A 26395-nucleotide genomic window follows, 5' to 3' on the forward strand; every position below is an offset into this window, starting at 1 on the left:
CTTGAAAGCCATCACGATTTGCCTGTCCGGTCCCTGGGTGCTTGCTACGTGCCCATCAACATGAAGCAAATTCATGCAAATGGCCAACACGTCTAAAATCCGTGCAGCTTTGTTATTATTCAGCACCTTCCGAAATTTGCCCGACCAGGTAGTTCCTATGTCCGACCGCAGCGCTCGTTTCCAAGCACTCCAGCACGCACTCAAGGAGCGCATACTGATCCTCGACGGCGGCATGGGTACTATGATCCAAAGCTACCGTCTGGAGGAACACGACTATCGTGGCACGCGCTTCGCCGATTGGCCAAGCGACGTCAAGGGCAACAACGATTTGCTGTTGCTCACCCGCCCCGATGTCATCGCCTCGATCGAGAAGGCCTACCTCGACGCCGGCGCCGATATCCTCGAGACCAACACCTTCAACGCCACGCAAATTTCCCAGGCCGACTACGGCATGGAAGCGCTGGTGTACGAACTGAACGTCGAAGGTGCGCGCATCGCCCGCCAGGTCGCCGACGCCAAGACCCTGGAAACCCCGGACAAACCCCGTTTCGTCGCCGGTGTGCTCGGCCCGACCAGCCGCACCTGCTCGATCTCGCCGGACGTCAACGACCCAGGCTACCGCAACGTCACCTTCGACGAGCTGGTGAAGAACTACACCGAGGCCACCCGTGGCCTGATCGAGGGCGGCGCCGACCTGCTGCTGATCGAGACCATCTTCGACACCCTCAACGCCAAGGCAGCGATCTTCGCCGTGCAGCAGGTGTTCGAGGAAGACGGCGTCGAGCTGCCGATCATGATCTCCGGCACCATCACCGATGCCTCCGGCCGCACCCTGTCCGGGCAGACCACCGAGGCGTTCTGGAACTCGGTGCGCCACGCCAAGCCGATCTCGGTGGGCCTGAACTGCGCCCTGGGCGCCAAGGACCTGCGCCCGTACCTGGAAGAGCTGGCCACCAAGGCCGACACCCACGTCTCGGCCCACCCCAATGCCGGCCTGCCCAACGCCTTCGGCGAATACGACGAAACCCCGGCGGAAATGGCCGCGGTGGTCGAGGAGTTCGCCGCCAGCGGCTTCCTCAATATCATCGGCGGCTGCTGCGGCACCACCCCACCGCACATCCAGGCCATCGCCGAGGCCGTGGCCAAGTACAAGCCCCGTCAGATCCCGGACATCCCCAAGGCCTGCCGCTTGTCGGGCCTGGAGCCATTCACCATCGATCGCCAGTCGCTGTTCGTCAACGTCGGCGAGCGCACCAACATCACCGGCTCCGCCAAGTTCGCCCGGCTGATCCGTGAAGAGAACTACACCGAAGCCCTGGAAGTGGCCCTGCAGCAGGTCGAGGCCGGCGCCCAGGTGATCGACATCAACATGGACGAAGGCATGCTCGATTCGAAGGCTGCCATGGTCCGTTTCCTCAACCTGATCGCCGGCGAGCCGGACATCTCCCGGGTGCCGATCATGATCGACTCCTCCAAGTGGGAGGTGATCGAAGCGGGCCTCAAGTGCATCCAGGGCAAGGGCATCGTCAACTCGATCTCGATGAAGGAAGGCGTCGAGCAGTTCAAGCATCACGCCCGCCTGTGCAAGCGCTATGGCGCCGCGGTAGTGGTGATGGCGTTCGACGAAGTCGGCCAGGCCGACACCGCCGCGCGCAAGAAGGAAATCTGCCAGCGCAGCTACGACATCCTGGTCAATGAAGTGGGCTTCCCACCAGAAGACATCATCTTCGACCCGAACATCTTCGCCGTGGCCACCGGGATCGAGGAACACAACAACTATGCCGTGGACTTCATCGAGGCCTGCGCCTACATTCGCGACCATCTGCCATTCGCCTTGTCGAGCGGCGGCGTGTCCAACGTGTCGTTCTCCTTCCGCGGCAACAACCCGGTGCGCGAGGCGATCCACTCGGTATTCCTCTACCACGCCATCAAGAACGGCCTGACCATGGGCATCGTCAACGCCGGCCAGCTGGAGATCTACGACGAGATCCCCGCCGCGCTGCGCGAGAAGGTCGAGGACGTGGTGCTCAACCGCACCCCGCACGGCACCGACGCCCTGCTGGCCATCGCCGACGACTACAAGGGCGGCGGCGCGGCCAAGGAAGTGGAAAACGAAGAATGGCGCACGCTGCCGGTGGAAAAGCGTCTTGAGCACGCGTTGGTCAAGGGCATCACCGCCTTCATCGTCGAGGACACCGAGGAGTGCCGCCAACAGTGCGCGCGCCCCATCGAGGTCATCGAAGGGCCGCTGATGAGCGGCATGAACGTGGTCGGCGACCTGTTCGGCGCCGGCAAGATGTTCCTGCCCCAAGTGGTCAAGTCCGCCCGGGTGATGAAGCAGGCCGTGGCCCACCTGATCCCCTTCATCGAGGCCGAGAAAGGCGACACCCCCGAGGCCAAGGGCAAGATCCTCATGGCCACGGTCAAGGGCGATGTGCACGACATCGGCAAGAACATCGTCGGCGTGGTGCTCGGTTGCAACGGCTACGACATCGTCGACCTGGGCGTGATGGTGCCCGCCGAGAAGATCCTGCAGACCGCCCGCGAGCAGAACTGCGACATCATCGGCCTCTCCGGCCTGATCACCCCATCGCTGGACGAGATGGTCCATGTCGCCCGCGAGATGCAGCGCCAAGGCTTCGACCTGCCGCTGATGATCGGCGGCGCCACCACATCCAAGGCACACACTGCCGTCAAGATCGAGCCCAAGTACAGCAATGACGCCGTGGTCTACGTCACCGACGCCTCGCGCGCGGTGGGCGTGGCCACCCAGCTGTTGTCCAAGGAACTCAAGCCGGCCTTCGTCGAGAAGACCCGCCAGGAATACGTGGAAGTGCGCGAGCGCACCGCCAACCGCAGCGCCCGGACCGAACGCCTGGGCTACGACCAGGCCATCGCCGCCAAGCCGCAATACGACTGGGCTGGCTACACCCCGGCGGTGCCCTCCTTCACCGGCGTCAAGGTGCTGGAAGACATCGACCTGCGCGTGCTGGCCGAATACATCGACTGGACACCGTTCTTCATCTCCTGGGACCTGGCCGGCAAGTTCCCGCGCATCCTCACCGACGAAGTGGTCGGCGAAGCCGCCACGGCGCTGTACAAGGACGCCCGCGAGATGCTCGACAAGCTGATCGACGAGAAGCTGATCAGTGCCCGGGCAGTGTTCGGCTTCTGGCCAGCCAACCAGGTCGCCCATGATGACATCGAGGTGTACGGTGACAACGGCGAGAAACTGGCCACCCTGCACCACCTGCGCCAGCAGACCATCAAGCCGGACGGCAAGCCCAACTTCTCCCTGGCCGACTTCGTCGCGCCCAAGGACAGCGGCCTGACCGACTATGTCGGCGGCTTCATCACCACCGCCGGCATCGGCGCCGAGGAAGTGGCCAAGGCCTACCAGGACAAGGGCGACGACTACAACTCGATCATGGTCAAGGCCCTGGCCGACCGCCTCGCAGAGGCCTGCGCCGAATGGCTGCACGAGCAAGTGCGCAAGCAGTACTGGGGCTATGCCAAGGACGAGCAGTTGGACAACGAGGCGCTGATCAAGGAGCAGTACAGCGGCATCCGCCCTGCCCCGGGGTATCCGGCCTGCCCGGACCATACCGAGAAGGCCACGCTATTCCGCCTGCTCGATGGCACCGCCATCGGCCAGACCGGCCCGAGCGGCGTATACCTGACCGAGCACTTCGCCATGTTCCCGGCGGCGGCCGTGAGCGGCTGGTACTTTGCCCATCCTCAGGCCCAGTATTTCGCCGTGGGCAAGGTCGACAAGGACCAGATCGAGCGCTACAGCGTGCGCAAGGGGCAGGACGTCAGCGTGAGCGAGCGCTGGCTGGCGCCTAACCTGGGTTACGACAGCTGATCGTGTACGGGGGCCGTTTTGCGGCCCGTTCGCGGCACAAGGCCGCTCTACAGGAGGATGCGCCAGCCTTGTAGGAGCGGCCTTGTGCCGCGAAAGGGCTGCAAGGCAGCCCCCATACACCTGTCTACACTGTCCCTGATTGCCTCTGTTTCAAGGAGCCCTTCATGGACGACAAAGACCCAGGCAAAGCCCCCACCTTCTGGCAGATGCTGCAAAGCATCCTCGCCGCTGCCTTCGGCGTGCAAAGCGGCAAGAACCGCGCCCGCGACTTCACCCACGGCAAGGCCAGCCACTTCATCGTGCTGGGCACCTTGTTCACCCTGGTTTTCATCCTCGTGCTGGTGGGCCTGGTACAACTGGCCCTGCACCTGACCGCTCGCTAGAACGCATGCCGCCCGCGGATATCCCTTCCGCGGGCGGTTCTGGTTTTGCCCATGGTCTTAGGTTCGGCGTTACTGGTGGCTGACCCAATACACGGCGGCCACGACGACGAGGATGATCAGGCAGAGGATCGCCCAGGCGTCGACACTGCTGTCAGCTTTGCGCAACTTGGTCGAATTTCCCATTGCATTGCCTCTTGTAGTGGTTATGGGAATGCACTTCAACCAGCAGTTAAGACCAGCAATGCCCTTCCCTCAAGCAGGGTTTTCAATACTCGACGGGCGACGCCAGGAAAGGGTAGTGAAAGTCGACCGGGCGGCCCTGGGCGCTGTAACGGCGAAAATCGACGCCCAGGTCGTCCTGCTGCAGCAGGTCGAGCCAACGCCGCGCCTTGGCCTGGTCGATCAATTGCAGCACCGGAATGTTGTGCTCGGCCAGCCCATCACGGTTGATCGCCAGCCCCTGGGCGTCATCGTGAAGCATCACCATGGCCCAGCCGCCCAAGGTGAAATGCCCGCCCATCAGCACCCCCAGGCGCCCTTCGATACGGGCGCGCAGGGCCTCGGGCGAGCTGTTGATAGCACTGAAGATCACGTCCCGGCCAGGCTTGCGCCCCGCCTCCTCGAAGGCCTGCATGGCCCCGAAGGCCATCTCGTCGTTGGCCGACCACACCAGTTGCGTGCGCGGGTAACGCGCCTGCAGCACCTGGGCCTGCTCGTAGGCACGCTGGCGGCTCCAGCCGCCGTAGACCACCTGGCGCAGGCGCACCTGGGGAAGGTCGGCCAGGGCGCGGCGCATACCCTGCTCGCGCAACTGCGACGCCGGCGTGGTCTTGACCCCGGCGAACGCCACCAGGTCCACCGGGCTGGCACCTGGCGGTAACAGCGCGACCATCTCCCGCAACATTTGGTACCCGGCCTGCTCATCGTTGCCGGTCAGGGTGCCGAGCAAAGGCGCATACTTGTCCGGCTGGGCCTGGACGCTCTGCGCCTGAGCCAGGGTCAAGCCGTTGTTGACCAGGAACAGCTTGACCCCAAGGCCTCGGGACAGACGGATGATTTCAGGGGCCAGGTACTGTTCGTTGACCAGCACCAGGTAATCGGGCCGCCGGGGGCCTGCCAGCACGGCCTTGGCCTGGGTCAAAGCGAGGTCAGTCCGCCGCTCGCTGTATTCGATCTGCAGGTCCATGCCCAATTCATCGGCCGCCGCCTGCATGAAGCGCGAATAGCCCACCCAGAACGTTTCATTGGAATAGCCGGGGTTGAGGAATACCACGGAGGCGGCCTGTGCGCTCGCCGCTGCCAGGGGCAGGCTCAGGCACAAGCCCCGGCACAAGGCCTTGAGCATGCGAATACATCCCTGCGAAGCAAACCCGGAATTATAAACAGACCCAGCGATTGCGCGAGCAAATGGCAGTCAGTCTCACTTAGTCCAATTGGTTCTTTTCATATGCAAAAACATCACTTTAGCGCATAAACACAACCTGATATCGTGCCCCGGCTCCGATGCGGAGTGCGCGGCCGTGCGCGCGAATTGCTGCCTGCAGCCTGAGACAGGACTTATATGTACGTATACGACGAGTACGACCAGCGGATCATCGAGGACCGCGTCAAGCAGTTCCGGGATCAGACCCGCCGCTACCTGGCCGGTGAGCTGAGCGAAGAAGAATTCCGCCCTCTGCGCCTGCAGAACGGCCTTTATATCCAGCGTTTCGCCCCGATGCTGCGGGTCGCCGTGCCGTATGGCCAGCTCAACGCCCGTCAGGTCCGCGTGCTGGCCAAGATCGCCCGCGACTACGACAAGGGCTACGCCCACATCAGTACCCGCCAGAACGTGCAGTACAACTGGCCGGCGCTGGAAGACATCCCGGATATCCTGGCCGAGCTGGCCACCGTGCAGATGCACGCGATCCAGACCAGCGGCAACTGCCTGCGCAACACCACCACCGACCAGTTCGCCGGCGTTGCCGCCGACGAGGTGATCGACCCCCGCCCGTGGTGCGAGATCGTCCGCCAGTGGACCACCTTCCACCCGGAGTTCGCCTACCTGCCGCGCAAGTTCAAGATTGCCATCAATGGCTCGAAAGAAGACCGCGCGGCCATCGAAGTGCACGACATCGGCCTGGAGCCTGTGTACAACGAGGCTGGCGAGCTGGGCTTCCGTGTCCTGGTCGGCGGCGGCCTGGGCCGTACCCCAGTGGTGGGCTCGTTCATCAATGAGTTCCTGCCCTGGCAGGATCTGATCAGCTACCTGGATGCCATCCTGCGCGTGTACAACCGTTACGGTCGCCGTGACAACAAGTACAAGGCGCGGATCAAGATCCTGGTCAAGGCCCTGACGCCTGAAGTGTTCGCCGAGAAGGTCGAGGCCGAGATGGTCCACCTGCGCGGCGGCCCGACCACCCTGACCGAAGCGGAACTGCAGCGCGTGTCGCGCCACTTCGTCGACCCGGCCTACCTGGCCTTGGACAACGTTGATTACACCTCGCTGGACCAGGACTACCCAGGCTTCGCCCGCTGGCGTGCGCGCAACACCCGCGCCCACAAGAAACCTGGCTATGTGGCCGTCACCCTGTCGCTCAAGCCCACCGGCGTCGCCCCGGGCGACATCAGCGACAAGCAGCTCGACGCCGTGGCCGACCTCGCCGAGCGCTACAGCTTCGGCTTCCTGCGTACGTCCCACGAGCAGAACATCATCCTCGCCGATGTCGAGCAGCGCCAGCTGCACGCCCTGTGGCTGGAACTGCGCGAGCTGGGCTTCGCCACGCCGAACGTTGGCCTGTTGACCGACATCATCTGCTGCCCGGGCGGCGACTACTGCTCCCTGGCCAACGCCAAGTCGATCCCGATCGCCGAGTCCATCCAGCGCCGCTTCGACGACCTGGACTACCTGTTCGACATCGGCGAGATCGACCTGAACATCTCCGGTTGCATGAACGCCTGCGGTCACCACCACGTCGGCCACATCGGCATCCTCGGCGTGGACAAGAAGGGCGAGGAGTTCTACCAGGTTTCCCTGGGCGGCAATGCCGCGCGCGATGCCAGCCTGGGCAAGATCCTCGGCCCATCCTTCGCTCAGGACGAAATGGCCGACGTGATCGAGAAGCTGATCGACGTGTACGTAGAACAACGTACCGAGGAAGAACGCTTCATCGACACCTACCAGCGCATCGGTATCGACCCTTTCAAGGAACGCGTCTATGCAGCGAATCATTAAGAACAACCAACTGGTCGACGAAACCTGGCACCTGTTGCCCAAGGACACTTCGTTCGACGAGCTGACCAACTGTGACGACTACATCGTCCCCCTGCAGATGTGGCGCGACCATGCCCATGCCCTCAAGGCCCGCGACGGCGGCCTGGGCATATGGCTGGACAGCGACGAGGAAGCCGAGGAAATCGGTGACGACGTGCAGCACTTCCAGGTCATTGCCTTGAACTTCCCCGCGTTCACAGACGGGCGCAACTATTCCAATGCGCGCCTGCTGCGTGACCGCTACAAGTTCAAGGGTGAACTGCGCGCCATCGGCGACGTGCTGCGCGACCAGCTGTTCTACATGGCCCGCTGCGGCTTCGACGCCTTCGCCATCCGCGCCGATAAGGACCCGGAAGACGCGCTGCAAGGTCTGAAGGACTTCTCGGTGACCTACCAGGGCGCCACCGACGAGCCGCTGCCGCTGTTCCGTCGTCGCTGATCGTCGCCTGCGATGCCAGACGGCCCGCCTCTATGGCGGGCCGTTTCGTTTTCTGTGTCGGTCCTTTTGCGGTAACAGCTATTGTATTGTCTTGGGCGTAACGCGATCCTTGTGGGAGCGGGTTTACCCGCGAAGAGGCCGGCACTGGATAAGCCGATTTCCCTGCAACAAAATCACGACTTGATTGTTGATTCTTGATCGTGAATCAAATGACCTTGGCCCTGCCCTGCCTTAATCTATCCCCCCGAAACCCGCACACTGCATCCCACACGAAGAGCGATCGAATCCCAGCGACCAAGCTCGGTTCGGTTCCCCCTCACTCACCAGGAGCAGATCCATGAGCATTCCATCCTTCGGCCTCGGCACCTTCCGCCTTACCGGCCAGGCCGTCATCGACTCGGTCAAGTCCGCACTGGAGCTGGGCTACCGCGTCATCGACACCGCGCAGATCTACGGCAACGAAGCCGACGTCGGCCAGGCCATCGCCGAAAGCGGCGTGCCCCGTAGCGAGCTGTTCATTACCACCAAGATCTGGGTCGACAACTACGCGGCCGATAAGCTGATCCCCAGCCTGCGCGAAAGCCTGGCCAAGCTTCGCACCGACTATGTCGACCTGCTGCTGATCCACTGGCCGGCGCCGGGTAATGGCGTCGAACTGGTCGAATACATGACCGCCCTGGCCGAAGCCAAGAAACAAGGCCTGACCCGCCAGATCGGCGTCTCCAACTTCAATATCGAGCTGACCCGTCAGGCCATCGAAGTGGTTGGCGAAGGCGAGATCGCGACCAACCAGATCGAGCTCAGCCCGTACCTGCAGAATGCCAAGCTGACCGCCTTCCTGAAGGCGCAAGGCATTGCAGTGACTTCCTACATGACCCTGGCCTACGGCAAGGTGCTCAAGGACCCGCTGCTGGCCGAGATCGCCGCCAAACACAAGGCCACCGTGGCACAAGTTGCCCTGGCCTGGGCCCTGCAATTGGGTTACGCGGTCATCCCGTCCTCCACCAAGCCGGAGAACCTGGCCAGCAACCTGCTCGCCCGCAACCTGCGCCTGGACGACGAAGACATGGCACGTATCGCCACGCTCGAGCGCAATGGCCGTGAAGTCAGCCCCGACGGCCTGGCGCCGACCTGGGACTGACCACCCCACAGCTTGGGGTCGCTTCGCCCCCCATCGCGGCACAAGGCCGCGATGGGTCTGTAGCGGCCTTGTGCCGCGATGGGCTGCAAATTAGCCCCTTATACCCCCATCCCCAAACACTACCCTTTTAAAAACGGCAAGCACCACGCGCAACAAAACCAACAACAAAGACCATTCCTACAACAAGCCAATTAACGTCCTACATTTCGAAATACGCAATTAAAATTTACCCAGTCAAAAACAACGTGTAGTTCATTGACTGAAGTTCCTCGCTATTTTCTACTTCTCTGCACACCACTGACCCACTCCTGCAGGACGCAGGGCATGTATCAACATGCACAGTAAGGAATGCAGACCATGTATTACATACCCCCGCTTTGCACACGCACCAATCCCTGGGGCGAAAACCCCCGCGGCCTACTCGGCAAAGGCGAATTGCCCTGGCCTGAACTGGTCGCCGCTCGAGCCTTCCCATCATTGATCGACATCGAAGGCTGGTATAACACCGACGACTACAGTGCAGCGATGTTCCTGGCCAATGAACTAGCGATGCCCGACGCTGAGATGTCGGCAGACGAGGCCCAGGAGTCGCTTACACTCCTGCTCAGCCTGTTTGCCAGGCTGGAAAACGCCGGCCGGAATACTGTCCAGGAGCTGGAAGCCTTGCGCGAACGCGCCGAGTCGATCCCGACCATAGGGCCGCTCTGGTTCTCTCCCGCCAGCCTCCCCAGTACGCTGGGCACTGTCATCCACCTGGTGTATGCGGCGTCGAACACCAAGCGCTTGATCGACCTGCTGGACCTGCCCGAACCTCTGAAGAAAGACCTCAAGGCCTGGGCCGCGGAGCGCGGGCGTGCAGGCAGCCGCTCGGCCCGCAAGTCGTTTCAGCGCCGGATTAAATTGGTGCACGTGGGCGGTGCACTCAAGTTCCAGGTCCCAGTGATGAAGGGGGCGGCCTATTACAACATCAGGTCGTTGCGGGCGGGGAACAATCTCCACATGCCAGTCCACCAGACTCAACGATTGCTGAACAGTCGCGTGGGGCTTGATCCACGAAACTATGGCTCGCAGGGATTCGCGAAGATTATTTCAAGCAATGCAGTGGGTGCTCTATTGTCGTTCGGCCCACAAGCCGTTATCGATGCCAGGGCTTCCCAGTCATTAGGTGAGTTCTGGGAGCGGTCTGCGTATAGCCAATCCGCCAATGCAGCGGCCTTTGCTGGGGGCGTGTTGGCTACGGTAGCGCTTAGCTCAATTGGGGCCCCATTAGTAATTGTAATCGGCATGTCTTTCATAGCTAGCACAATAGCTCAAGAGATATTCCTCGAGCGCGGGCTAGACAAAAAATATGGTGATTGGCTAACAAGAGGCAGGATGTGAAATGCCATTTTCGGAGGCCTATGAAGTTTTCAAGGCTACTCGCTACGGCATGATGTTTACAGTCGCTTGTCTGCTCCTTGCCTGCATGGAGTCCGAGTGGCTGCTTGCACCTGCTCTAATTGCTTCTGCTTTCATACTTTGGACGAGAAGCCAGTGTGCTTATGTAAGTGATAGTTATAGTTATTTTTGCGTGCAGCTCATAATCTATTTGTTCTCTATGTTCGTCTTCATATTTGGCACGTATACCTACACTCTCGCCTCCGCAAGGTGGGGATGGTTTCTAGGCTTTTTGTTGTTTTTCGCTGCACAGCTTCTGACCGGGATGACTTACGTCCTAGCTTCCCGTTTAAAATTGAAAACTTTGCCTTACGAGATACGCGATGGAAGAGTTCATGTCACTTCTCGCCGAAGCCACTATGTTTCTCCAGTTTGGGCTGGTCTTTCTACTCTTAGCAGTGGCGCTGTTGGCCCGTTGTTGACTGAATATCCCACCGCGACGCTTGTGATGTGCATAATCCTACCTTCGATTGTGATCATAAGCATCTGGCGCACAGTAGCCGGCCTAGCCCACCTACGTGCAGAAGAACGCCGCAAGGGCGTGCGCTACACCTTCTCCAACCTCGAAGAAATCCAAGCCATACGCGCCCGTTCTTGGGCCGCACGCCTGTTCATCGCTTTCAACAACCTCGTCAGCAGGCAACGATAGGTCAGTGCCTTCAATCGGCCCGCGCCGCTACTCAGGAGAAACGACATGCTAATGGAAGACATCGCCGCCCTCTTCGCCCCGCAGAACCGAAGGCTGATCAAACTGACCACGCCGCTCTCTGCCGACCAGGAACTGCTGGTCGATACCTTCGCCGGCAATGAAGGCCTTTCCACACTGTTCCACTACGACCTGTCGCTGATCAGCCAGGACGCGCATATCGAACTCAAGTCACTGATCGGCAAGCCGGCCCTGCTGGAGATCGAGCTGGCCGAGGGCGGCGCGCGGTTGATCCATGGCTATGTCAACGATTTCGCCAGCGGCGGCAGCGACGGGGGCCTGGCCTATTATTCGGCGACCTTGGTGCCCTGGCTCTGGATGCTCAGCCGGCGCTTCGATTCACGTATCTTCCAGGACCAGACCGTCGAGCAGGTGCTTACCCAGGTGTTCGCCGGCTACGGCTCCCTGCCCAGCGTCCAGTTCAACCTCACCCGGCCGCTCAAGACCCACAGCTACATCACCCAGTACCGCGAGAGCGACTTCAACTTCGTCCAGCGCCTGCTGGACCAGGAAGGCCTGTTCTACTATTTCGAACACAGCCATGAACAGCACACGCTGGTGATAGGCGACAACTCCACCTTGCTCACCGCCGTGCCCGAACAGCCCAGGATTCGTTTCCACAGCACATCGGTCACCGAGACCGCCGACGCCATCACCCACTGGAGCGGGTCACGCCAGTTGCAGTCCAGTCGCATGGCGGTACAAACCTTCGACTACAAGCAACCGCGTAACGCGCTGCCGGTAGTCATGGACAGCCTCAACCAGCAAGGCGATGTGGCGCCTTTCGAGATCTTCGACTTCCCAGGCCAGTACACCCATGGCGACTATGACGCGGGCGAACGCCTGGTGCGCAACCGCCTGGAAGCCCTCGAGGTGCAGGCCAAGGTCTTCGCAGGCAGCAGCAACTGCCGCGCCATGCGCACAGGCCATACCTTCGAGCTGCAACACCATTACGAACATGACCAGGACAGCCCCGATGACCGGCGCTTCCTGCTCCTGGCGCTGCGCCACGAAGGCGCCAACAACTACCGTCATGCCAAGAGTGCCGTGGCCTACTACCGCAACCATTTCACCTGCATCCGCAGCAAGATCCCCTACCGCCCCCAGCCCACTACCGAGCGCCCACTGCTGCATGGACCACAGACCGCCATCGTGGTCGGCCCGCCCGGCGAGGAGATCTTCACCGACAGCCTCGGCCGGGTGAAGCTGCAGTTCCACTGGGACCGCTACGGCCAGCACGACGACAACAGCTCCTGCTGGGTGCGTGTCGCCCAGGCCTGGGCCAGTGGCGGCTTCGGCAGCATCCAGATCCCCAGGGTCGGTGACGAAGTGGTGGTCTCCTTTCTCGAGGGCAATCCCGACCGCCCCCTGGTCACCGGCAGCCTCTACAACAGCCAGAACATGCCACCGTGGTCTCTGCCACAGAACAAGACCCAAAGCGGGTTCCTCACCCGCTCCACCAAGAGCGGCTCCGACGCGGCCAATTTCATCCGTTTCGACGACAAACAAGGCGCCGAGCAACTGCTCGTGCACGCCGAACGCTGCCTGGACACCGAGGTGGAACTGGACGAGACCCATAGCGTCGGCAACAACCGCAGCATCGCCGTCGGTGGTAACCAGTACCAGACCGTCCAGCAGGATGCGGAGGTGACCATCATGCAAGGCGCCTATTCCCTGGCGGTCACGCAAAAGCATGTCGAGATCCAGGCCAACACCCATATCACCCTGCGCGTCGGCAACAGCAGCCTGACCCTCACACCCCAGGCCATCACGCTCAAGGCCGACGCCATCCATAGCCAGAGCACAGGGGAAACCCGCATCGAAGGGCAACCCATCAAGCTGAACCAATGACTCGCCGAACCGCCTTGCGTACGCTATCGACGATACGCCATGTAGGCCGTACGCATACCACCGGCCCAGCCATCGAGCACTGCCCAGCTGAAGGTGGCGCCGGTTAACGCCGACTCAGGGCCAGGCGGGCGGCAAATGCCACGAACACCAGGCCGGTGGCACGGTCCATCCACTTGATCACCGGCCCACGGCGCAGTGCAGCAGCCAGCGGCTGTGTCGCGGCGATCAGGAAGATCGCCCAGAGCAGGCCGAGCATGACATGGATGCCGACCAGGCCGAAGGTCCAGGCAACCAATGGCTGCCCGTGGGGAATGAACTGCGGCAGGAACGATACGTAGAAGATCCCGACCTTGGGATTGAGCAGGTTGCCCAGCATGCCCTTGAGGAACCAATTGGTACCAGGCCCTCCCTGCGCTCTGCCTGGTGACAACGCCTGGCGCGGGCGCAGCAGCATGTTCAGGCCCAGGAATGACAGGTAGGCGGCGCCGCAATACTTGAGCAGGTTGTAGGCCAGTTCCGAGACCGCGATCAGTGCCCCCAGGCCGAAGGCGACAGCCGCGCCCCAGAGCAGGCAGCCGGCATTGATGCCCAATGCTGCGCGCAACGCCTGGGCCCTGTTCTCTACCGTGGCCGTTCTCAGGATAAGCGCGGTGTCCAGGCCTGGGGTCACGGTCAGCAGCGTGGCAGCGAACGTGAAGGCGATCAGGTTGTCTGCGATGGACATAGAAACGGGCCTCGACGGGGTCCTGCGCACGTTAGCAGGTCCACAGGTTGCTGTGAAAGTGCCTGAGCGCGCCGGATACACTTGGCGGCCCCCCGCGCCTACAAGGTCCGTGCCCTTGAGGTCAGTCCAGCAGCCCTTGCGGCGTGTCCACGTCGCGCAGCACGCCCGCATCCTCCACATCCACCCAAGCGCAATGCGCCCGGTGCGCCCGGACTACCGCCCGTGCGCCTTCGTCGCCCGTCAGTTGCATCAGCTGTGGCCAGAAGGCACGGCCAAACAATACCGGGTGCCCTGGCTGGCCCTGGTAACGGGGCAACCGGATGCTGTCCGCCGAGGCGGCATCGGCCAACTGGCGCAACGTTGAAGGAGCGATCCAAGGCATATCGCCCAGCAGGATGGCAACCGCCTCTGCCGGGCTGTCGCCGAGCGAGGCAACCCCAGCCGCCAGGCTATGACCCATGCCAAGGGCGGCATCAGGGCTGTGCACCACCTGGCAGGCAGCTGGCAGCCCCAGGTCCTGCGCCACCTCACCTGGCCGCAGCACCACCCTGACCTCACCGAACACCGCCAAAGCATGTTCGACGCTCTGCACCAGCACGCGGGTACCCTGTGCCAGGACAGCACGACGCTTGTCACCGCCAAAGCGCGCACTGCGTCCGGCCGCCAGGACCAACGCAACGACCGTCACAGCGCCTCGCGGGCGATGCCGCTACGGGTCCGCAGAATGTCGGCGAGTACCGCCAAGGCGATTTCCGCAGGTGTCTTGCTGCCCAGGTTCAACCCGATGGGCGCATGGATGCGGGCCAATTGCCCCTCGTCCAGGCCTCCGATGCGCTGCAGGCGCTCACGGCGTTTGTCCGAGGTGGTGCGCGAGCCCATCACGCCGATATAGAACGCCTCGGTGCGCACGGCCTCGAGCATCGCCAGGTCATCGATCTTCGGGTCATGGGTCAGCGCCACCACCGCCGTGTCGCCATGGCAACCGCCATTGGCGATGAACACCGAAGGCAGCTCGCGACGGACCTCGATGCCCTCGAGCACCACGCCTTCGAGCACCTCGTCACGCGGGTCGCAGAGGATGACCTCGAACCCCAACCCCTTGCCGAACTCGGCGCAGAAATGCGCGACGCTGGAATACCCCGCCAGCAGCAGGCGCTGGGCCGCACCTACCCGCAGGCGAACGGTATCGGTGTCGTAGGCCACCCTTGGGCCCTGGCTGTGGTCGTCGCTCAGGCGACGCTGGCCATCGTGCAGGTCCACTTCGCGAAGCAGCCGGCGCTGTCCAAGCAGCGCCGACTCCAACTCACGTAAATGCGCCTGTACCTGGCAATCGGCTGGCAGGTTCTCCACCAGTACATCCAACACGCCACCGCAGGGCAGGCGGATATTGGAACGTGTGTCACTGCCATCGCCATAGCGCACCACGGTGGCAGGCTCTGCGAACTCGCCTTCGGCGACCCGTGCGAGGAAATCCTCCTCGACACAACCACCGGACAACGATCCCACCCATTGCCCTTGGTCGTTGACCGCCAGCAGCGAGCCCGGCGCACGAGGCGCCGAGCCGTAGGTGAAGAGCACGCTGCACAGCCATACACGTTGGCCGGCGTCAGACCATTGCAAGGCCTGGCGCACCACTTGCAGGTCAAGATGCTGCACGGCTCACTCCGCGCTCAGGTGCGCAAGCTGCTGCGCACTGAAGTCGCCCGGCAAACCACCCCAGGCCTCGCGCAGGTAGTTGACCAGGTCGGCGACCTGCTGGTCGTCGAGCTTGTCGGCAAAGCCCGGCATCGGCTGCATGCGCTCGAACCCGGTGAACTGCTGCTCACGGATGCCTTCGAGAATCACCTTGGCCAGGTTGCGCGAGTCGGCCTGGCGCAGCACGGTATTGCCCTGCATGGCCACCGCGATGTGCGGCTTGCCCTCGCCTTCGACGCCATGGCAGCCGGCGCAGACGTTGAGGTACTGCTGGCGGCCGCGCAGGGCGCTTTCGCCGAGCTTGTCCACCGGCACGGCCTGCACCACCTTGGCCGCGGGCGGCTGGTCACCCAGCAGGTAGGTGGCCATCGCGGCCAGGTCGGCATCCTCCAGGTGCTGGGTACTGTGGTGCACCACCGGGAACATCTCGTTGAACATGCTGCCCTGGGCGCTGATGCCGTGCTTGAGGAAGGTGGTCAGGTCCGGCTGGGTCCAGCCACGCTCGGCCAGGTCCTGGGCCAGCAGGCTGGGCGCCAGGTAGCCACCGAGCAGGCCACCGGTCAGGCGCTTGTCCTGCTCCAGGGCCCCGATACTGTTGCGTGGGGTATGGCACTCACCGCAATGGCCAAGCACTTCCACCATGTATTGCCCGCGCTGCCAGGCCTCGCTCTTGCCTTCGGTAGGCTGCAGCTGGACGCTCTTGCCATACAGCATGTTCCATCCGGCAAGGCCCATGCGCACGTTGAACGGGAAGCTCAGGCTGGTTTCGGGCGCCGGCCGGTTGATCGGCGGCACCGTCATCAGGTAGGCATGGATGGCATCGGCGTCTTCACGCTTGAGCAAGTGGTAGGAGGTATAGGGCATGGCCGGGTACAGGTTGGCGCCGTCCTTGCGCTTGCCCTCGGTGAGGGCGGCGAAGAATTCGTCGCTGCTGTAGTCACCGATGCCGTACTGCTTGTCCGAGGTGATGTTGGTGCCGTAGATGGTGCCGAACGGCGAATGGATCGGCAGGCCACCGGCGAACGGTGCCCCACCTTCGGCAGTGTGGCAGGCCATGCAGTCGGCGGCGCGAGCCAGGTATTCGCCACGCTTGACCTGGGCCTGGTCGGCCGCCTGGGCCCCGAGCGACAACACCGCGCCCACGGCCAGGGCGAGGCCGGAAAGAACTCGCAGCATGCTCAACCCTCCTTGACCAGGCCGAGGTCGCTGAGCACCTCGCGGGTGGCGTCGTAGTAACGCACGTACCCGGTGCAGCGGCAGATGTGATGGCCGAGGCTGGCTTCGATGGCCCCCTCCAGTTCGCTTTTCTTCAGCGGCTGACGCTGGGCCTTCTCCACCAGCACGGTGGCGGCGTTGACGAAGCCCGGCGCGCAGTAGCTGCACTGGAAGGCGAAACGGTCGACGAACTTCTGCTGGATCGGGTTCAGTTCGCTGAGGTTGCCAGCCTCGTCATGCTTGGCATGGCCTTCGATGGTGCGCACTTTCTTGCCTTCGAAGTAGTGCGCGCCGGTGATGCAGGTGCGCACTTCCTCGCTGGTGCCGTCGGGGTTGTCGACGATCACCACGCAGGCGTGGCAGATGCCCTGGCCGCAGCCCAGGCGCGAGCCGGTGAGGTTCTGGTATTCGTGCAGGTAGTCGATCATCGCCAGGTCCTCGGGGACCTCGGCCGGACCGACGGGTTGACCGTTGAGGGTCATCTGGAGCGGACGGTTAGCCATTGAGGGCCTCCTTGACGCGGGCTGGAGTGATGGGCAGGTCGCGAACACGCTTGCCGATGGCATGGGCCACGGCATTGCCAATGGCACCGACCACCGGGATCATCACCACTTCGGCGATGCCCTTGGAGGGGTCGGTGGGCGACAACGGCGGCAGGATTTCGCTGGTCTGCTTCCACACCGCCACGTCCTTGGCCATCGGCAGGCGATAGCGGTTGAAGTTCCAGTTCCCCTCGCCCGGGCCGCCCTCGTACAGCGGCATCTCTTCGGTCAAGGCATGGCCGATGCCCATGGCGATACCGCCTTCGAGCTGGCCCTTGACCAGTTCCGGCACCAGCACCCGGCCGCACTCCACCCAACTGTGGTGGTTGAGCACCTGGACTTCGCCGCTGCCTTTGTTCACCTTCACTTCCACCAACGTCGCCACCGGGCTGTAGTAGGTCACCATGGCGTTGTTCAGCTGGGTGGCCGGGTAGGCCGCGTTCTGCCGGTCCAGCAGGTGGTAGTTGGCGCTGTTCATCTGCGCCTTCTTCGCGTTCGGGGCACCGTCGCCATACTTGACCGCCAGCGCATCGAGCGGCAGGCGCTCGCGCACGCCGTCGATGACGAAGTCGGCTTCAGCCCAGCTCCAGCGGTTGAATGCGTGCACACTGACGCCTGTGACCAAGCCCATCTCATGGGCCTTTTTCGCCAGCTCCGCGAACGGAATGGGCGACAGGCCGTTGCCGGTGAGCTCGCCGTTGACCCACACCGCGTTCTCGCGGCGCACCACCAGCGGGTTGGCCTGGCCGCCATACGGGCCCTGACGCCACAGCGAAAGCGCCGCTGGCCACAGACCATGGTTGAACAGCACACGCGCTGCTTCACGGGTGGCGTGGCTGAAATAGAAGGCCGAGTTGGTCGCCGAGGATGGCGAGGCCAGCTTGCCGACCCAGCGCGGATCGCGCAGCGCGGCATCCTGCTCGGCCTGGCTCATCAGGTAGGGGTTGCCGCTGGTGGCCAGTTTCAGCTCCGGCCATTGGGTTTCGGCAGTGGTCACCTCATCGGCCGGGCGCCCCAGGAAGTCGCTGACCACGAAAGCCTGGGAGGTCGACATGCCGGTGCCCAGCTCAGTGCCGATGTGGCGCAGGCTGATACGGCCATCGGCGGTGAACTCGATGCTGGCCATGGGCGCTTCGGCACCGGTGCCGAAGTCTTTCTGGCAAATGGCGAAGCCGACGCCGTACCAATTGTGCGGGTCCTTGGCTTCCATCGCTTTCTTGTGCGCGTCGCGGTTTTTCCACACCTCGTGTGCGCTGGCCTTGTCGAGGATCTCATGCAGGCGCAGGGCACCGGCGGGCACGGCGCCCTGGGTGTTCTTCATACCCGACTTGAGCGCATTCTTGCGGCGCAGCTCGATGGCGTCGACGCCGAGGCGGTTGGCGACCTCATCGACCATCATCTCGGTGGCCGCCATGCTCTGCAGCGTCCCGTAGCCACGCATGGAGCCGGCTTCGACACCTCGGGAGTGGTAGACGGTCACCGCCAGGTCGCTCTGCGGCATGTAGTAGATCGACTGCGCGGCAGTGGCCCCCACTGCAGCCACCGACGGGCTGTAGTTGATGCGCCCGCCTCCGTCGACACTCATGTCGGCGCGGAAGATCTTGAAGCTCATGTCGTTCTTGTCCACGGCCAGCTGGTAGCGGATGTCGAACGGGTGGCGCTTGATGCCGCTCTGGAACTGCTCGTAGCGATCGTTGGCCAGGCGGATCGGCACACCGGCCCCATACAAGGCAGCGACGGCCGCGTAGAACACGAAGATGTTGTTGTCCTTGGAGCCGTAGCCGACGGTGTAGCCGGGGTGCATGTTCAAGTTGTTCAGCGCGAAGCGCGAGGGCTTGATCATGTGCACGCATTCCTGCGCCACTTCGAACGGGCATTGGGTGGCCACGACGAAATGCAGGGTGCCGGTGGCCGGGTCGTACCAGCCGTTGCCGTTGTCCGGCTCCAGCGCTGCAGGCTCGATCGATGGGGTCTTGTAGCGCTCGTCGAACAGCAACCAGTCCTGCGGCGGCTGCTTGAGCTGCTCATCCATGCGCTGGGCATAGAACATCCCTTGCTCGGTCAGGGTGCCGTGCTGCTTGGGCTCGGCGGTCCACACCGGCTTGCGCGCAAGGATGGTGGGGAACAGCATGGAGTTCTTCAGGCTGGAGAACGTGTCCTCGTCGAACGGCGTCTGGCCGCCGACCCGCACGAAACGGAAGCTGCCATAGGGGTCACGCTGGTACAGCGGCGCCTGGGCGCCATAGCGGATCGCCTTGTCGTTGAACTGCAGCTTGAGCTTGGCCTGGCGGAAACGCTCGAAGTCGTGCCAGATCAGGATCGCCACGGGGTGGCCGATGAACATCGGCACCTTGCCAGGTGGCAACAAAGGGTCCGGCGAATGGGCCTCGGGCCAGGCGATGCCGTCCTTTTCCAGGTCGGCCGCGGTGACGATACGGTCCGGTTGCAGGTCGGCGCCCAGCCACGCCAGGTCATGGCCTGCATAGATGCGGTCGGCCTTGGTGGTCTTGAGCAACAAGGCGTGGCCCTGCTGCTGGGGCCAGCCGGGCATGTCCTTGGCGCGGATATCGCGGGCGAACACCTTGTTGCCGCACACCTTGGACAGCGCATCGTTGCGAAAGCGTGCCTTGCCATCATGGCTCATCCACTTCTGCGGTGAAGTGGTGACACTGTTTTCCATCAGGGCGGCGAACGCCTGGCTGCCGAGCGGCGCGAGGGTCACCCCCACGCCAGCGATCACGCCGCCTTGCAGGAAGGCGCGCCGGGAAATATCACGGTTGGTCATGCTTCATCCTCTGGGCAGAGCGCGCCTGCCCATGACGTATTCTGGTACTTGATAGCTCGGAGGGCGGAATCATTGACGTTCCGAAAGCAAGGTCGGAGTGGGGACCACAAAAACTGACCTCGGCGTCAAGTTTAACGCACTCACCGCTCGCCTGGCAAAGTCAAGCGGGCAACTTGTCGCGCCTTTGCTGTCGCGCCGAGGCGCGGCGGGGCTAGCGGCTAGCGCTTGCACCGCGCCAATACCACTTGGCAGGTGTTGGGCGTACCGCCGGAACGGCCGGCGTAGCGGATGCAATTGTTGAGGGATTTCTGCCGGGCGATGCCAAGGCTCGCGCCCCAGGCCAGGCCGCCCTCGCCTGTCGTCGGCAATGCCTTGGCGAAGCAGTTCGAACCTTGGGTGGCGGCGACGTAACGCGTAGTGCTCGCTTTTCGAGTACAGCCGGCGGTGCTGGCCAGGCTGATGATGAGCAAGGCACACAGGCCCCATGAGGCGACTTCAGAAGGTGTCTTGGCCCACATGCTGCTACTCCAGCGTTCAGAAACAGGGCGAGGCCGGGGCCCCCGGACACGGCTTTCCGGCAGCCTCGATTACAAGCGAAGCCCGTTTGAAGTAAAGCAGGCACAGCCATCCCTGCAACGCCAAAATGGCCCCAGAGCCGGGCGTCTTTCGTCCCCCGAAGGGGAAAGGCATTTGAGAAATTTCGCCATGGAAGGTACGGTTTCTGCTTCCTTCGAGCTCGCCAGCCTTGGCAACGGCGTTCATTCAAGGTGCTAGCCTTGGAAAATGCCTACGTGCCCAGGTGCGCGATGCTCACTGTTTTAAAAGGAGAAAACTGCCGCAATGACTGCAGCCGCCAAACCCAGGAGCACCCTCAACCCTCCCGTCTTCTACAGCAGCGCCATCCTCATCTTTCTGCTCGTTCTGTATGCCACGGCATTCCAGGAACATGCCCAAACACTGTTCGAACACGTCCAGGCCTGGATCGTCACCAATGCCAGCTGGTTCTACATCCTCACCGTGGCGCTGGTATTGATCAGCGTGGTGTTCCTCGCCGTCAGCCGCTATGGCGACATCAAGCTGGGCCCCGACCACAGCGAACCGGACTACCGCAAGAGCACCTGGTTCGCCATGCTCTTTTCCGCCGGCATGGGCATCGGCCTCATGTTCTTCGGCGTGGCCGAACCGGTCATGCATTTCACCAGCCCCCCGGTAGGTGACCCCGGTACCGTGGCCGCCGCGCGCGAAGCCATGAAGATCACCTTCTTCCACTGGGGGCTTCACGCCTGGGCGATCTATGCCATCGTCGCCCTGATCCTGGCCTACTTCAGCTTTCGCAACGGCCTGCCCCTGACCTTGCGCTCGGCACTCTACCCATTGATCGGCGAGCGGATCCACGGGCCGATCGGCCATGCCGTGGATGTCTTCGCCATCCTCGGCACCGTATTCGGCGTGGCGACCTCGCTGGGCTATGGTGTGCTGCAGATCAACAGCGGTTTTCACCATGTGTTCGGCCTGCCGGTGAACCCGACGGTCCAGGTGATCCTGATCACCGCCACCTGCGCCCTGGCCACGCTGTCGGTGGCCAGCGGGCTGGACAAGGGCATCCGCATCCTCTCCGAGCTCAACCTGGGCCTGGCCGTGGTGCTGATGCTGTTCGTGCTGCTGCTCGGGCCGACCGTGTTCCTGCTGCAGACCTACGTCCAGAACACGGGGGCCTACCTCTCGGATATCGTCAACAAGACATTCAACCTCTACGCCTACGAGCCCACCGACTGGATCGGCGGCTGGACCTTGCTGTATTGGGGCTGGTGGTTGTCCTGGTCGCCCTTCGTCGGCCTGTTCATCGCGCGCATTTCCCGCGGCCGGACCATCCGTGAGTTCGTCTGCGGCGTATTGTTCGTGCCGGCAGGTTTCACCCTGCTGTGGATGACCGTATTCGGCGACTCGGCGATCCACATGATCCTCAACGACGGCGTGAAGGCGTTGTCGACGGTGGTCGGCCAGGACAGCTCCCTGGCACTGTTCGTGTTTCTCGAGCGGTTCCCGTTTTCCAGCATCGTTTCACTGATCGCCGTGCTGATGGTCGTGGTGTTCTTCGTCACATCGGCCGACTCCGGCGCGCTGGTGGTGGATATGCTGGCCTCCTCCGGGCAAGGCCATTCGCCGCTGTGGCAACGCATCTTCTGGTCGGTAAGCATCGGTGCGGTCGCCATCGCGCTGCTGCTGGCCAATGGGCTCAAGGCGCTGCAGACGGCGACCATCGCCAGTGCGCTGCCCTTCGCGGTCATCCTGCTGACCGCGATCTGGGGCTTGTTCAAGGCCTTGAACCTGGACGCGACACGCCGCGGCCTGCGCAACCAGGCGTTGCCTGCACCTCGGCACACCCGTCAGCCTCACGGAGGCTGGCAGCGGCGCCTGCGCAATATCGCCATGATGCCGCGCCGGGCCCATGTCACCCGCTTCATCGCCGAGGTGGTCAAGCCCGCCTGCGAAGAGGTGGCCGTCGAGCTGCGCAAGCAAGGCTATGAGGTAACGGTGAACGAACGCGAGGACGGGCGTGTGACCCTCGAACTGTCCCATGCCGGCGAGGGGCGATTCCTGTATGAAGTACGCCCGCGTGCCTTCAACACACCCAGCTTCGTCATGCGTGATACCGAGGACGCAACCGATGCGCGCAAGTACTTCCGCGCCGAAGTGCACCTGCGCGAAGGCGGCCAGGACTACGACATCATGGGTTGGGGCCGTGACGATGTGATCGGCGATATTCTCGACCAGTACGAGCGTCACCTGCATTACCTGCACGTGGTCAGGTGAGGCCCGGCTCGCCGCGCCTTGAGGTCGATCAGGGCGCTGCGGCCTTCCGAGCATTGCCTGCGGTGGTGTCGCAGGCCCAGAAGTCCACGGCTGCAACACGCGTGTCCGGTGGCCCCAACCAATACGACAGCGTTCGGCATCGACCCGCGACGCATAGCTGGTAGTCCCCAGCCTCAGGCGTGCGTCCGGCATGCAGTGGCTGCAAGGGCGGCAAACGACGCTGGTAGTGCCAGCTGCCGTCCTGCAGCCTGGCATCGTCCGGGATCTCCATGCCAGCACCGCTGCCGCGCACTCTGGCTTGCGTCAACACCAAGCCCGCCGGCGTCAGCTGGTAATCCTCCTCCCACCGGACTTTCTCGACGCTGTGTTGCCAGGCCAACGTGAATGTCGACACCGGCAGTTGCACCCACACCGTCCCGGCAAGCCCAAGGCAAAGGCCGATCATGCCGGCTGCCGAGCCTGTGCCCGATGCCGCCAGGCGTGCCAGGCCAACACACCAATGCCCAGCAGGAAGCCGATTTCATCGCTGATGGGCAATGCAAGGATCAGCGATACGCCTGCCAGGAACGCCAGCAACCGCTCCCACCATGGCATGGGTGCCTGCAGGTAGCCGATAGAGGCACAGCCCCAGAGCGCCACGGCGAGCAGCGCCTTGACCAGCATGTAGAGCGTGCCGCTCCAGTCGTCGCCCTGCATCATCAGCGCCGGGTCGTACACGGCCATGAACGGCACCACGAAACCGGCCAATGCAATACGTACGGCCCAGAAGCTGATCAGCAAGCCCTTTTCCCTCGCGATCGGAGCCGCCGCGAAGCATGCCAGGGCGACCGGTGGCGTCAGGTCGGCAAGGATGCCGAAGTAGAACACGAACATGTGCGAAACGATCAACGGAACGCCCAATTCAAGCAAGGCAGGTGCGGCGATGGAGCTGGTGATGATGTAGTTGGGGATGGTCGGGATGCCCATGCCCAGCACGAGGCAGGTCAACATGGTCAGCAGCAACGACAGGAACAGGTTGTCGCGCCCAAGATCGAGGATGTAGCCGGCGAAAGTCGTCGCCAGGCCGGTCAGCGAAATGATGCCGATGATCACCCCGACCAACGCACAGGCGATTCCCACAGGCACCGCGTGACGGGCTCCCTCGGCCAGTGCCATGACGCAGGCACGAAGTGTCGCACGGCCACCCTGGATGAAGAAACAGACGATGGCCAGCGCTGCGATCACCAACAGGATGATGCCGATGCCCATACGGAAAAAGCCCGAGCAAAGGATGCCCAAGGCGACCCAGAACGCCACCCGCATCCAGCCGCTGCCAGCGCGCAGGACAATCGCCGACCCGAGGATGACTATGGCCGTGAGAGCAAGGCCGACCATTCCCGAATACAGGGGTGTACGCCCGGAGAACAGCAACGCGACCAGTACGACCAGCGGCACCAGCAGAAACCAGCGTTGGCGCAATGCCTCCCAGGCGCTTGGGCACTGTTCACGGGGAAGCCCATGAAGGCGGCTGCGCCGCGCCTCCAGATGGACCATCCAGTAGACCGAACCGAAATACAGCAAGGCCGGGATCAAGGCCGCCTTCGCCACCTCGGCATAGGGTACGTTGATCGTCTCGGCCATGATGAAAGCCACTGCCCCCATCACCGGTGGCATCAACTGGCTGCCCATGCTGGATGTCGCTTCAACACCCCCAGCGAACGCTGGCGCGTAGCCGAAGCGCTTCATCAACGGGATGGTGAACTGCCCGGTGGTGACCACGTTCGCCACGCCGGAGCCGGTGATGGTGCCCATCAGCGCAGAAGAAAACACCGACACCTTGGCCGGCCCGCCGCTGCGATGCCCGAACAGGCCCATGGCGAAATCGGTGAACAGGCGAATCATGCCGGCCTGTTCGAGAAAGGCCCCGAACAAGATGAACAAGTAGATGTAGGTGGCTGACACATAGGTAGGCGTGCCGTACAACCCTTCGGTTCCGAAGGCCAGCTGGTTGACGATCTGGTCAAGGCCATAGCCACGATGGGCCAGGTCGCCCGGCAGGTACTGGCCGTACAGCCCATAGGCCAGGAACGCCGCGCAGATGATCGGTAAGGCAACACCCATGACCCGGCGGGCGGCCTCGAAGACCAGCCCGATCACCACCAACCCGACGACCAGATCGTCCGTGGTCAGCTCACCGGAGCGCTGGATCAACTCCCCTTCGAAATACCATTGATACACCGCCGTGCCCATGCCCACCAGGCCTATCACCCAGGCCAATGGCTGCCAAGGCCTGCGATGACCGAGGCCGCCATAGCTCAGGTACACCACCAACAACAGGAACCCCACATGCACCGCCCGCAGGACCTGTGTCGATATCAACGGAAAAGCCGCCGTGGCGATCTGGAATATGGAGAAGGACAAGGCCACGACGAACAGCGAGGTCGGCCATCGATCGGTAGCGGCCTGCAGGCCTTGGGCGGTTTCGCTCATCTGAGCCTCCTGCTGGGCTGGGCAAGGTGTTCAAGGCAGCAACTGGTTTTCCTTGTAATACCGCTCGGCGCCTGGGTGCAGGGGTATGGGCAAATGCTTGGCGGCGTTTTCCGCTCGGATGTCCTTTGCCGCGGCATGGGCATTGACCAGCCGCGGGAGGTTGTCGAACAGCAGGCGGGTCATCTGGTAGGCCAGTTCATCACTGACATCCTGGCGGGTGACCAGGACATTGATGATTGCCGCCGTCGGCACCTCTGCCTCCTGTCCATCGTATGTCCCGGCAGGGATGGTCGCTTGCTGGTAGGCATCGTTCCCGATCTTGGCCACGACCTGCGCAGGGATAGGCACGAACACCACCGGCAAGGTCGCGGCCAGGTCACGAATGGCCGCCTGCCCCAGCCCCGAGGATTGCAACGTGGCGTCGAGCTGGCGGTTCTTGATCAGCTCGACGGATTCGGCATAAGGCAAGTACTCGACCTTGCCCATGTCCTGGTAGGTCAACCCCGCCGCCTTGAAAATCGCACGGGCGTTGAGTTCGGTTCCGGACTTGGGTGCCCCCACTGAAATGCGCTTGCCTTTGAGGTCATCCAGTGACCGGATGCCAGATTCCTTGCTGGCGACGACCTGGATGTAGTTAGGGTAGGTGCCGGCAATGGCTCGCAGTTTTTTCAAAGGGGTCTTGAAGCCCGCCTCAGCGTCCCCTTTCCAGGCATCGGCCACCGAATCGCCCAACGCGAATGCCAGCTCGCCACGGCCGGCCTGCAACAGGTTGAGGTTCTCCACCGAAGCCTTGGTGGCCTGCACCGATACCTTGCTGCCCTCGATGCCATGACCATAGATCTGCGATATGCCCACCCCGATCGGGTAATAGACACCGCTGGTACCACCGGTAAGGATATTGATGAAGGTCGGCGCGGCCTGCAGGTTGGCGCAGACGGTCAGTGCGGTGCTGGCCAGGGCCAGCCGGAGGGCTCGTTTCATGGCAAGGAATCTCCTTTTATTGTTGTTTTCCTGCGCCAGTAAACCTAGAACGAATATACCAACCCTGCCCAACTTTATGCTCGCAGCGCCAGCCC

General features: G+C 62.8%; 20 protein-coding genes. 9 read left to right on the forward strand and 11 right to left on the reverse strand.

The window, feature by feature from the left end; translation table 11 throughout:
- The first annotated feature begins 157 nt into the window (after nt 1-157).
- Both metH and ACNFCI_RS02820 read left to right on the forward strand, forming a co-directional pair.
- Entirely contained in the window at nt 158-3865 is a 3708-nt protein-coding gene (metH, locus tag ACNFCI_RS02815; RefSeq protein WP_368829278.1) for a methionine synthase, read from the forward strand.
- Nucleotides 3866-4029: 164 nt separating this feature from the next.
- Nucleotides 4030-4248, forward strand: coding sequence for a DUF2970 domain-containing protein (locus ACNFCI_RS02820; RefSeq protein WP_084858827.1), 219 nt, complete (start codon nt 4030-4032; stop codon nt 4246-4248).
- Nucleotides 4249-4513: 265 nt separating this feature from the next.
- Here ACNFCI_RS02820 and ACNFCI_RS02825 read toward each other — a convergent pair whose 3' ends face one another.
- Nucleotides 4514-5593, reverse strand: a complete 1080-nt coding sequence (locus ACNFCI_RS02825; protein WP_368829279.1) for an ABC transporter substrate-binding protein — start codon at nt 5591-5593, stop codon at nt 4514-4516.
- Nucleotides 5594-5809: 216 nt separating this feature from the next.
- Between ACNFCI_RS02825 and ACNFCI_RS02830 the strand changes: the two genes are divergently transcribed.
- The 6 genes from ACNFCI_RS02830 (at nt 5810) to ACNFCI_RS02855 (ending at nt 13075) form a co-directional block, all read left to right on the forward strand.
- The gene (locus ACNFCI_RS02830) at nt 5810-7462 is read left to right on the forward strand and encodes a nitrite/sulfite reductase (RefSeq protein WP_084858829.1); all 1653 of its coding nucleotides are present in this window, start codon (nt 5810-5812) and stop codon (nt 7460-7462) included.
- Nucleotides 7446-7940: a DUF934 domain-containing protein gene (locus ACNFCI_RS02835; protein WP_084858830.1), complete on the forward strand. Its 495-nt coding sequence runs from the start codon at nt 7446-7448 to the stop codon at nt 7938-7940. The genes ACNFCI_RS02830 and ACNFCI_RS02835 overlap by 17 nt, the downstream gene beginning before the upstream one ends.
- A 337-nt stretch (nt 7941-8277) precedes the next feature.
- Nucleotides 8278-9081: a 2,5-didehydrogluconate reductase DkgB gene (dkgB, locus tag ACNFCI_RS02840; protein WP_084858831.1), complete on the forward strand. Its 804-nt coding sequence runs from the start codon at nt 8278-8280 to the stop codon at nt 9079-9081.
- Nucleotides 9082-9438: 357 nt separating this feature from the next.
- On the forward strand, nt 9439-10461 hold the full coding sequence (locus tag ACNFCI_RS02845; RefSeq protein WP_368829280.1) for a hypothetical protein: 1023 nt from the start codon (nt 9439-9441) through the stop codon (nt 10459-10461).
- 1 nt (nt 10462) lies between these two features.
- Complete coding sequence (locus tag ACNFCI_RS02850) at nt 10463-11167, forward strand: hypothetical protein (protein WP_324816640.1); 705 nt, start codon at nt 10463-10465, stop codon at nt 11165-11167.
- 45 nt (nt 11168-11212) lie between these two features.
- Nucleotides 11213-13075 carry a type VI secretion system tip protein VgrG gene (locus ACNFCI_RS02855; protein WP_368829281.1) on the forward strand — a complete coding sequence of 621 codons (1863 nt, stop codon included), beginning with the start codon at nt 11213-11215 and terminating at the stop codon, nt 13073-13075.
- Nucleotides 13076-13178: 103 nt separating this feature from the next.
- Here the strand turns inward: ACNFCI_RS02855 and ACNFCI_RS02860 are convergent, their stop codons facing one another.
- The 7 genes from ACNFCI_RS02860 to ACNFCI_RS02890 all read right to left on the reverse strand — a co-directional run bounded on the left by ACNFCI_RS02860 (nt 13179) and on the right by ACNFCI_RS02890 (nt 20554).
- Nucleotides 13179-13799: a LysE family translocator gene (locus tag ACNFCI_RS02860; RefSeq protein ID WP_368829282.1), complete on the reverse strand. Its 621-nt coding sequence runs from the start codon at nt 13797-13799 to the stop codon at nt 13179-13181.
- Between the two features lie 121 nt (nt 13800-13920).
- Complete coding sequence (locus ACNFCI_RS02865) at nt 13921-14487, reverse strand: nucleotidyltransferase family protein (protein WP_084858836.1); 567 nt, start codon at nt 14485-14487, stop codon at nt 13921-13923.
- A complete protein-coding gene (locus ACNFCI_RS02870; protein WP_368829283.1) occupies nt 14484-15455 on the reverse strand; it encodes an XdhC family protein in 972 nt (323 codons plus the stop codon). The genes ACNFCI_RS02865 and ACNFCI_RS02870 overlap by 4 nt, the downstream gene beginning before the upstream one ends.
- A gap of 3 nt (nt 15456-15458) precedes the next feature.
- Nucleotides 15459-16670: a cytochrome c gene (locus ACNFCI_RS02875; protein WP_368829284.1), complete on the reverse strand. Its 1212-nt coding sequence runs from the start codon at nt 16668-16670 to the stop codon at nt 15459-15461.
- Nucleotides 16671-16672: 2 nt separating this feature from the next.
- Nucleotides 16673-17212, reverse strand: coding sequence for a (2Fe-2S)-binding protein (locus tag ACNFCI_RS02880; RefSeq protein ID WP_084858839.1), 540 nt, complete (start codon nt 17210-17212; stop codon nt 16673-16675).
- Entirely contained in the window at nt 17205-20036 is a 2832-nt protein-coding gene (locus tag ACNFCI_RS02885) for a xanthine dehydrogenase family protein molybdopterin-binding subunit (protein WP_084858840.1), read from the reverse strand. Before ACNFCI_RS02885 ends, ACNFCI_RS02880 begins: the two co-directional genes overlap by 8 nt.
- A 218-nt stretch (nt 20037-20254) precedes the next feature.
- Entirely contained in the window at nt 20255-20554 is a 300-nt protein-coding gene (locus ACNFCI_RS02890) for a hypothetical protein (RefSeq protein ID WP_368829285.1), read from the reverse strand.
- A gap of 322 nt (nt 20555-20876) precedes the next feature.
- On the opposite strand from ACNFCI_RS02890, the gene ACNFCI_RS02895 reads away from it, so the two are divergent.
- The gene (locus ACNFCI_RS02895) at nt 20877-22850 is read left to right on the forward strand and encodes a BCCT family transporter (protein WP_368829286.1); all 1974 of its coding nucleotides are present in this window, start codon (nt 20877-20879) and stop codon (nt 22848-22850) included.
- A 28-nt stretch (nt 22851-22878) separates the two neighbouring features.
- On the opposite strand, the gene ACNFCI_RS02900 is transcribed toward ACNFCI_RS02895, so the two are convergent.
- From ACNFCI_RS02900 to ACNFCI_RS02910, 3 genes are read right to left on the reverse strand one after another with little or no spacing between them, the layout of a single operon-like run.
- Entirely contained in the window at nt 22879-23295 is a 417-nt protein-coding gene (locus ACNFCI_RS02900) for a DUF1850 domain-containing protein (RefSeq protein ID WP_368829287.1), read from the reverse strand.
- The gene (locus ACNFCI_RS02905) at nt 23292-25319 is read right to left on the reverse strand and encodes a TRAP transporter permease (RefSeq protein ID WP_368829288.1); all 2028 of its coding nucleotides are present in this window, start codon (nt 25317-25319) and stop codon (nt 23292-23294) included. The genes ACNFCI_RS02900 and ACNFCI_RS02905 overlap by 4 nt, the downstream gene beginning before the upstream one ends.
- Before the next feature lie 30 nt (nt 25320-25349).
- Nucleotides 25350-26300 (reverse strand): TAXI family TRAP transporter solute-binding subunit, encoded by a 951-nt coding sequence (locus tag ACNFCI_RS02910; RefSeq protein WP_324812603.1) that lies wholly within the window; start codon nt 26298-26300, stop codon nt 25350-25352.
- Nucleotides 26301-26395: the final 95 nt, after the last annotated feature.

The sequence above is a fragment of the Pseudomonas sp. NY15356 genome (assembly GCF_048068175.1).
Lineage (GTDB): Bacteria > Pseudomonadota > Gammaproteobacteria > Pseudomonadales > Pseudomonadaceae > Aquipseudomonas > Aquipseudomonas putida_K.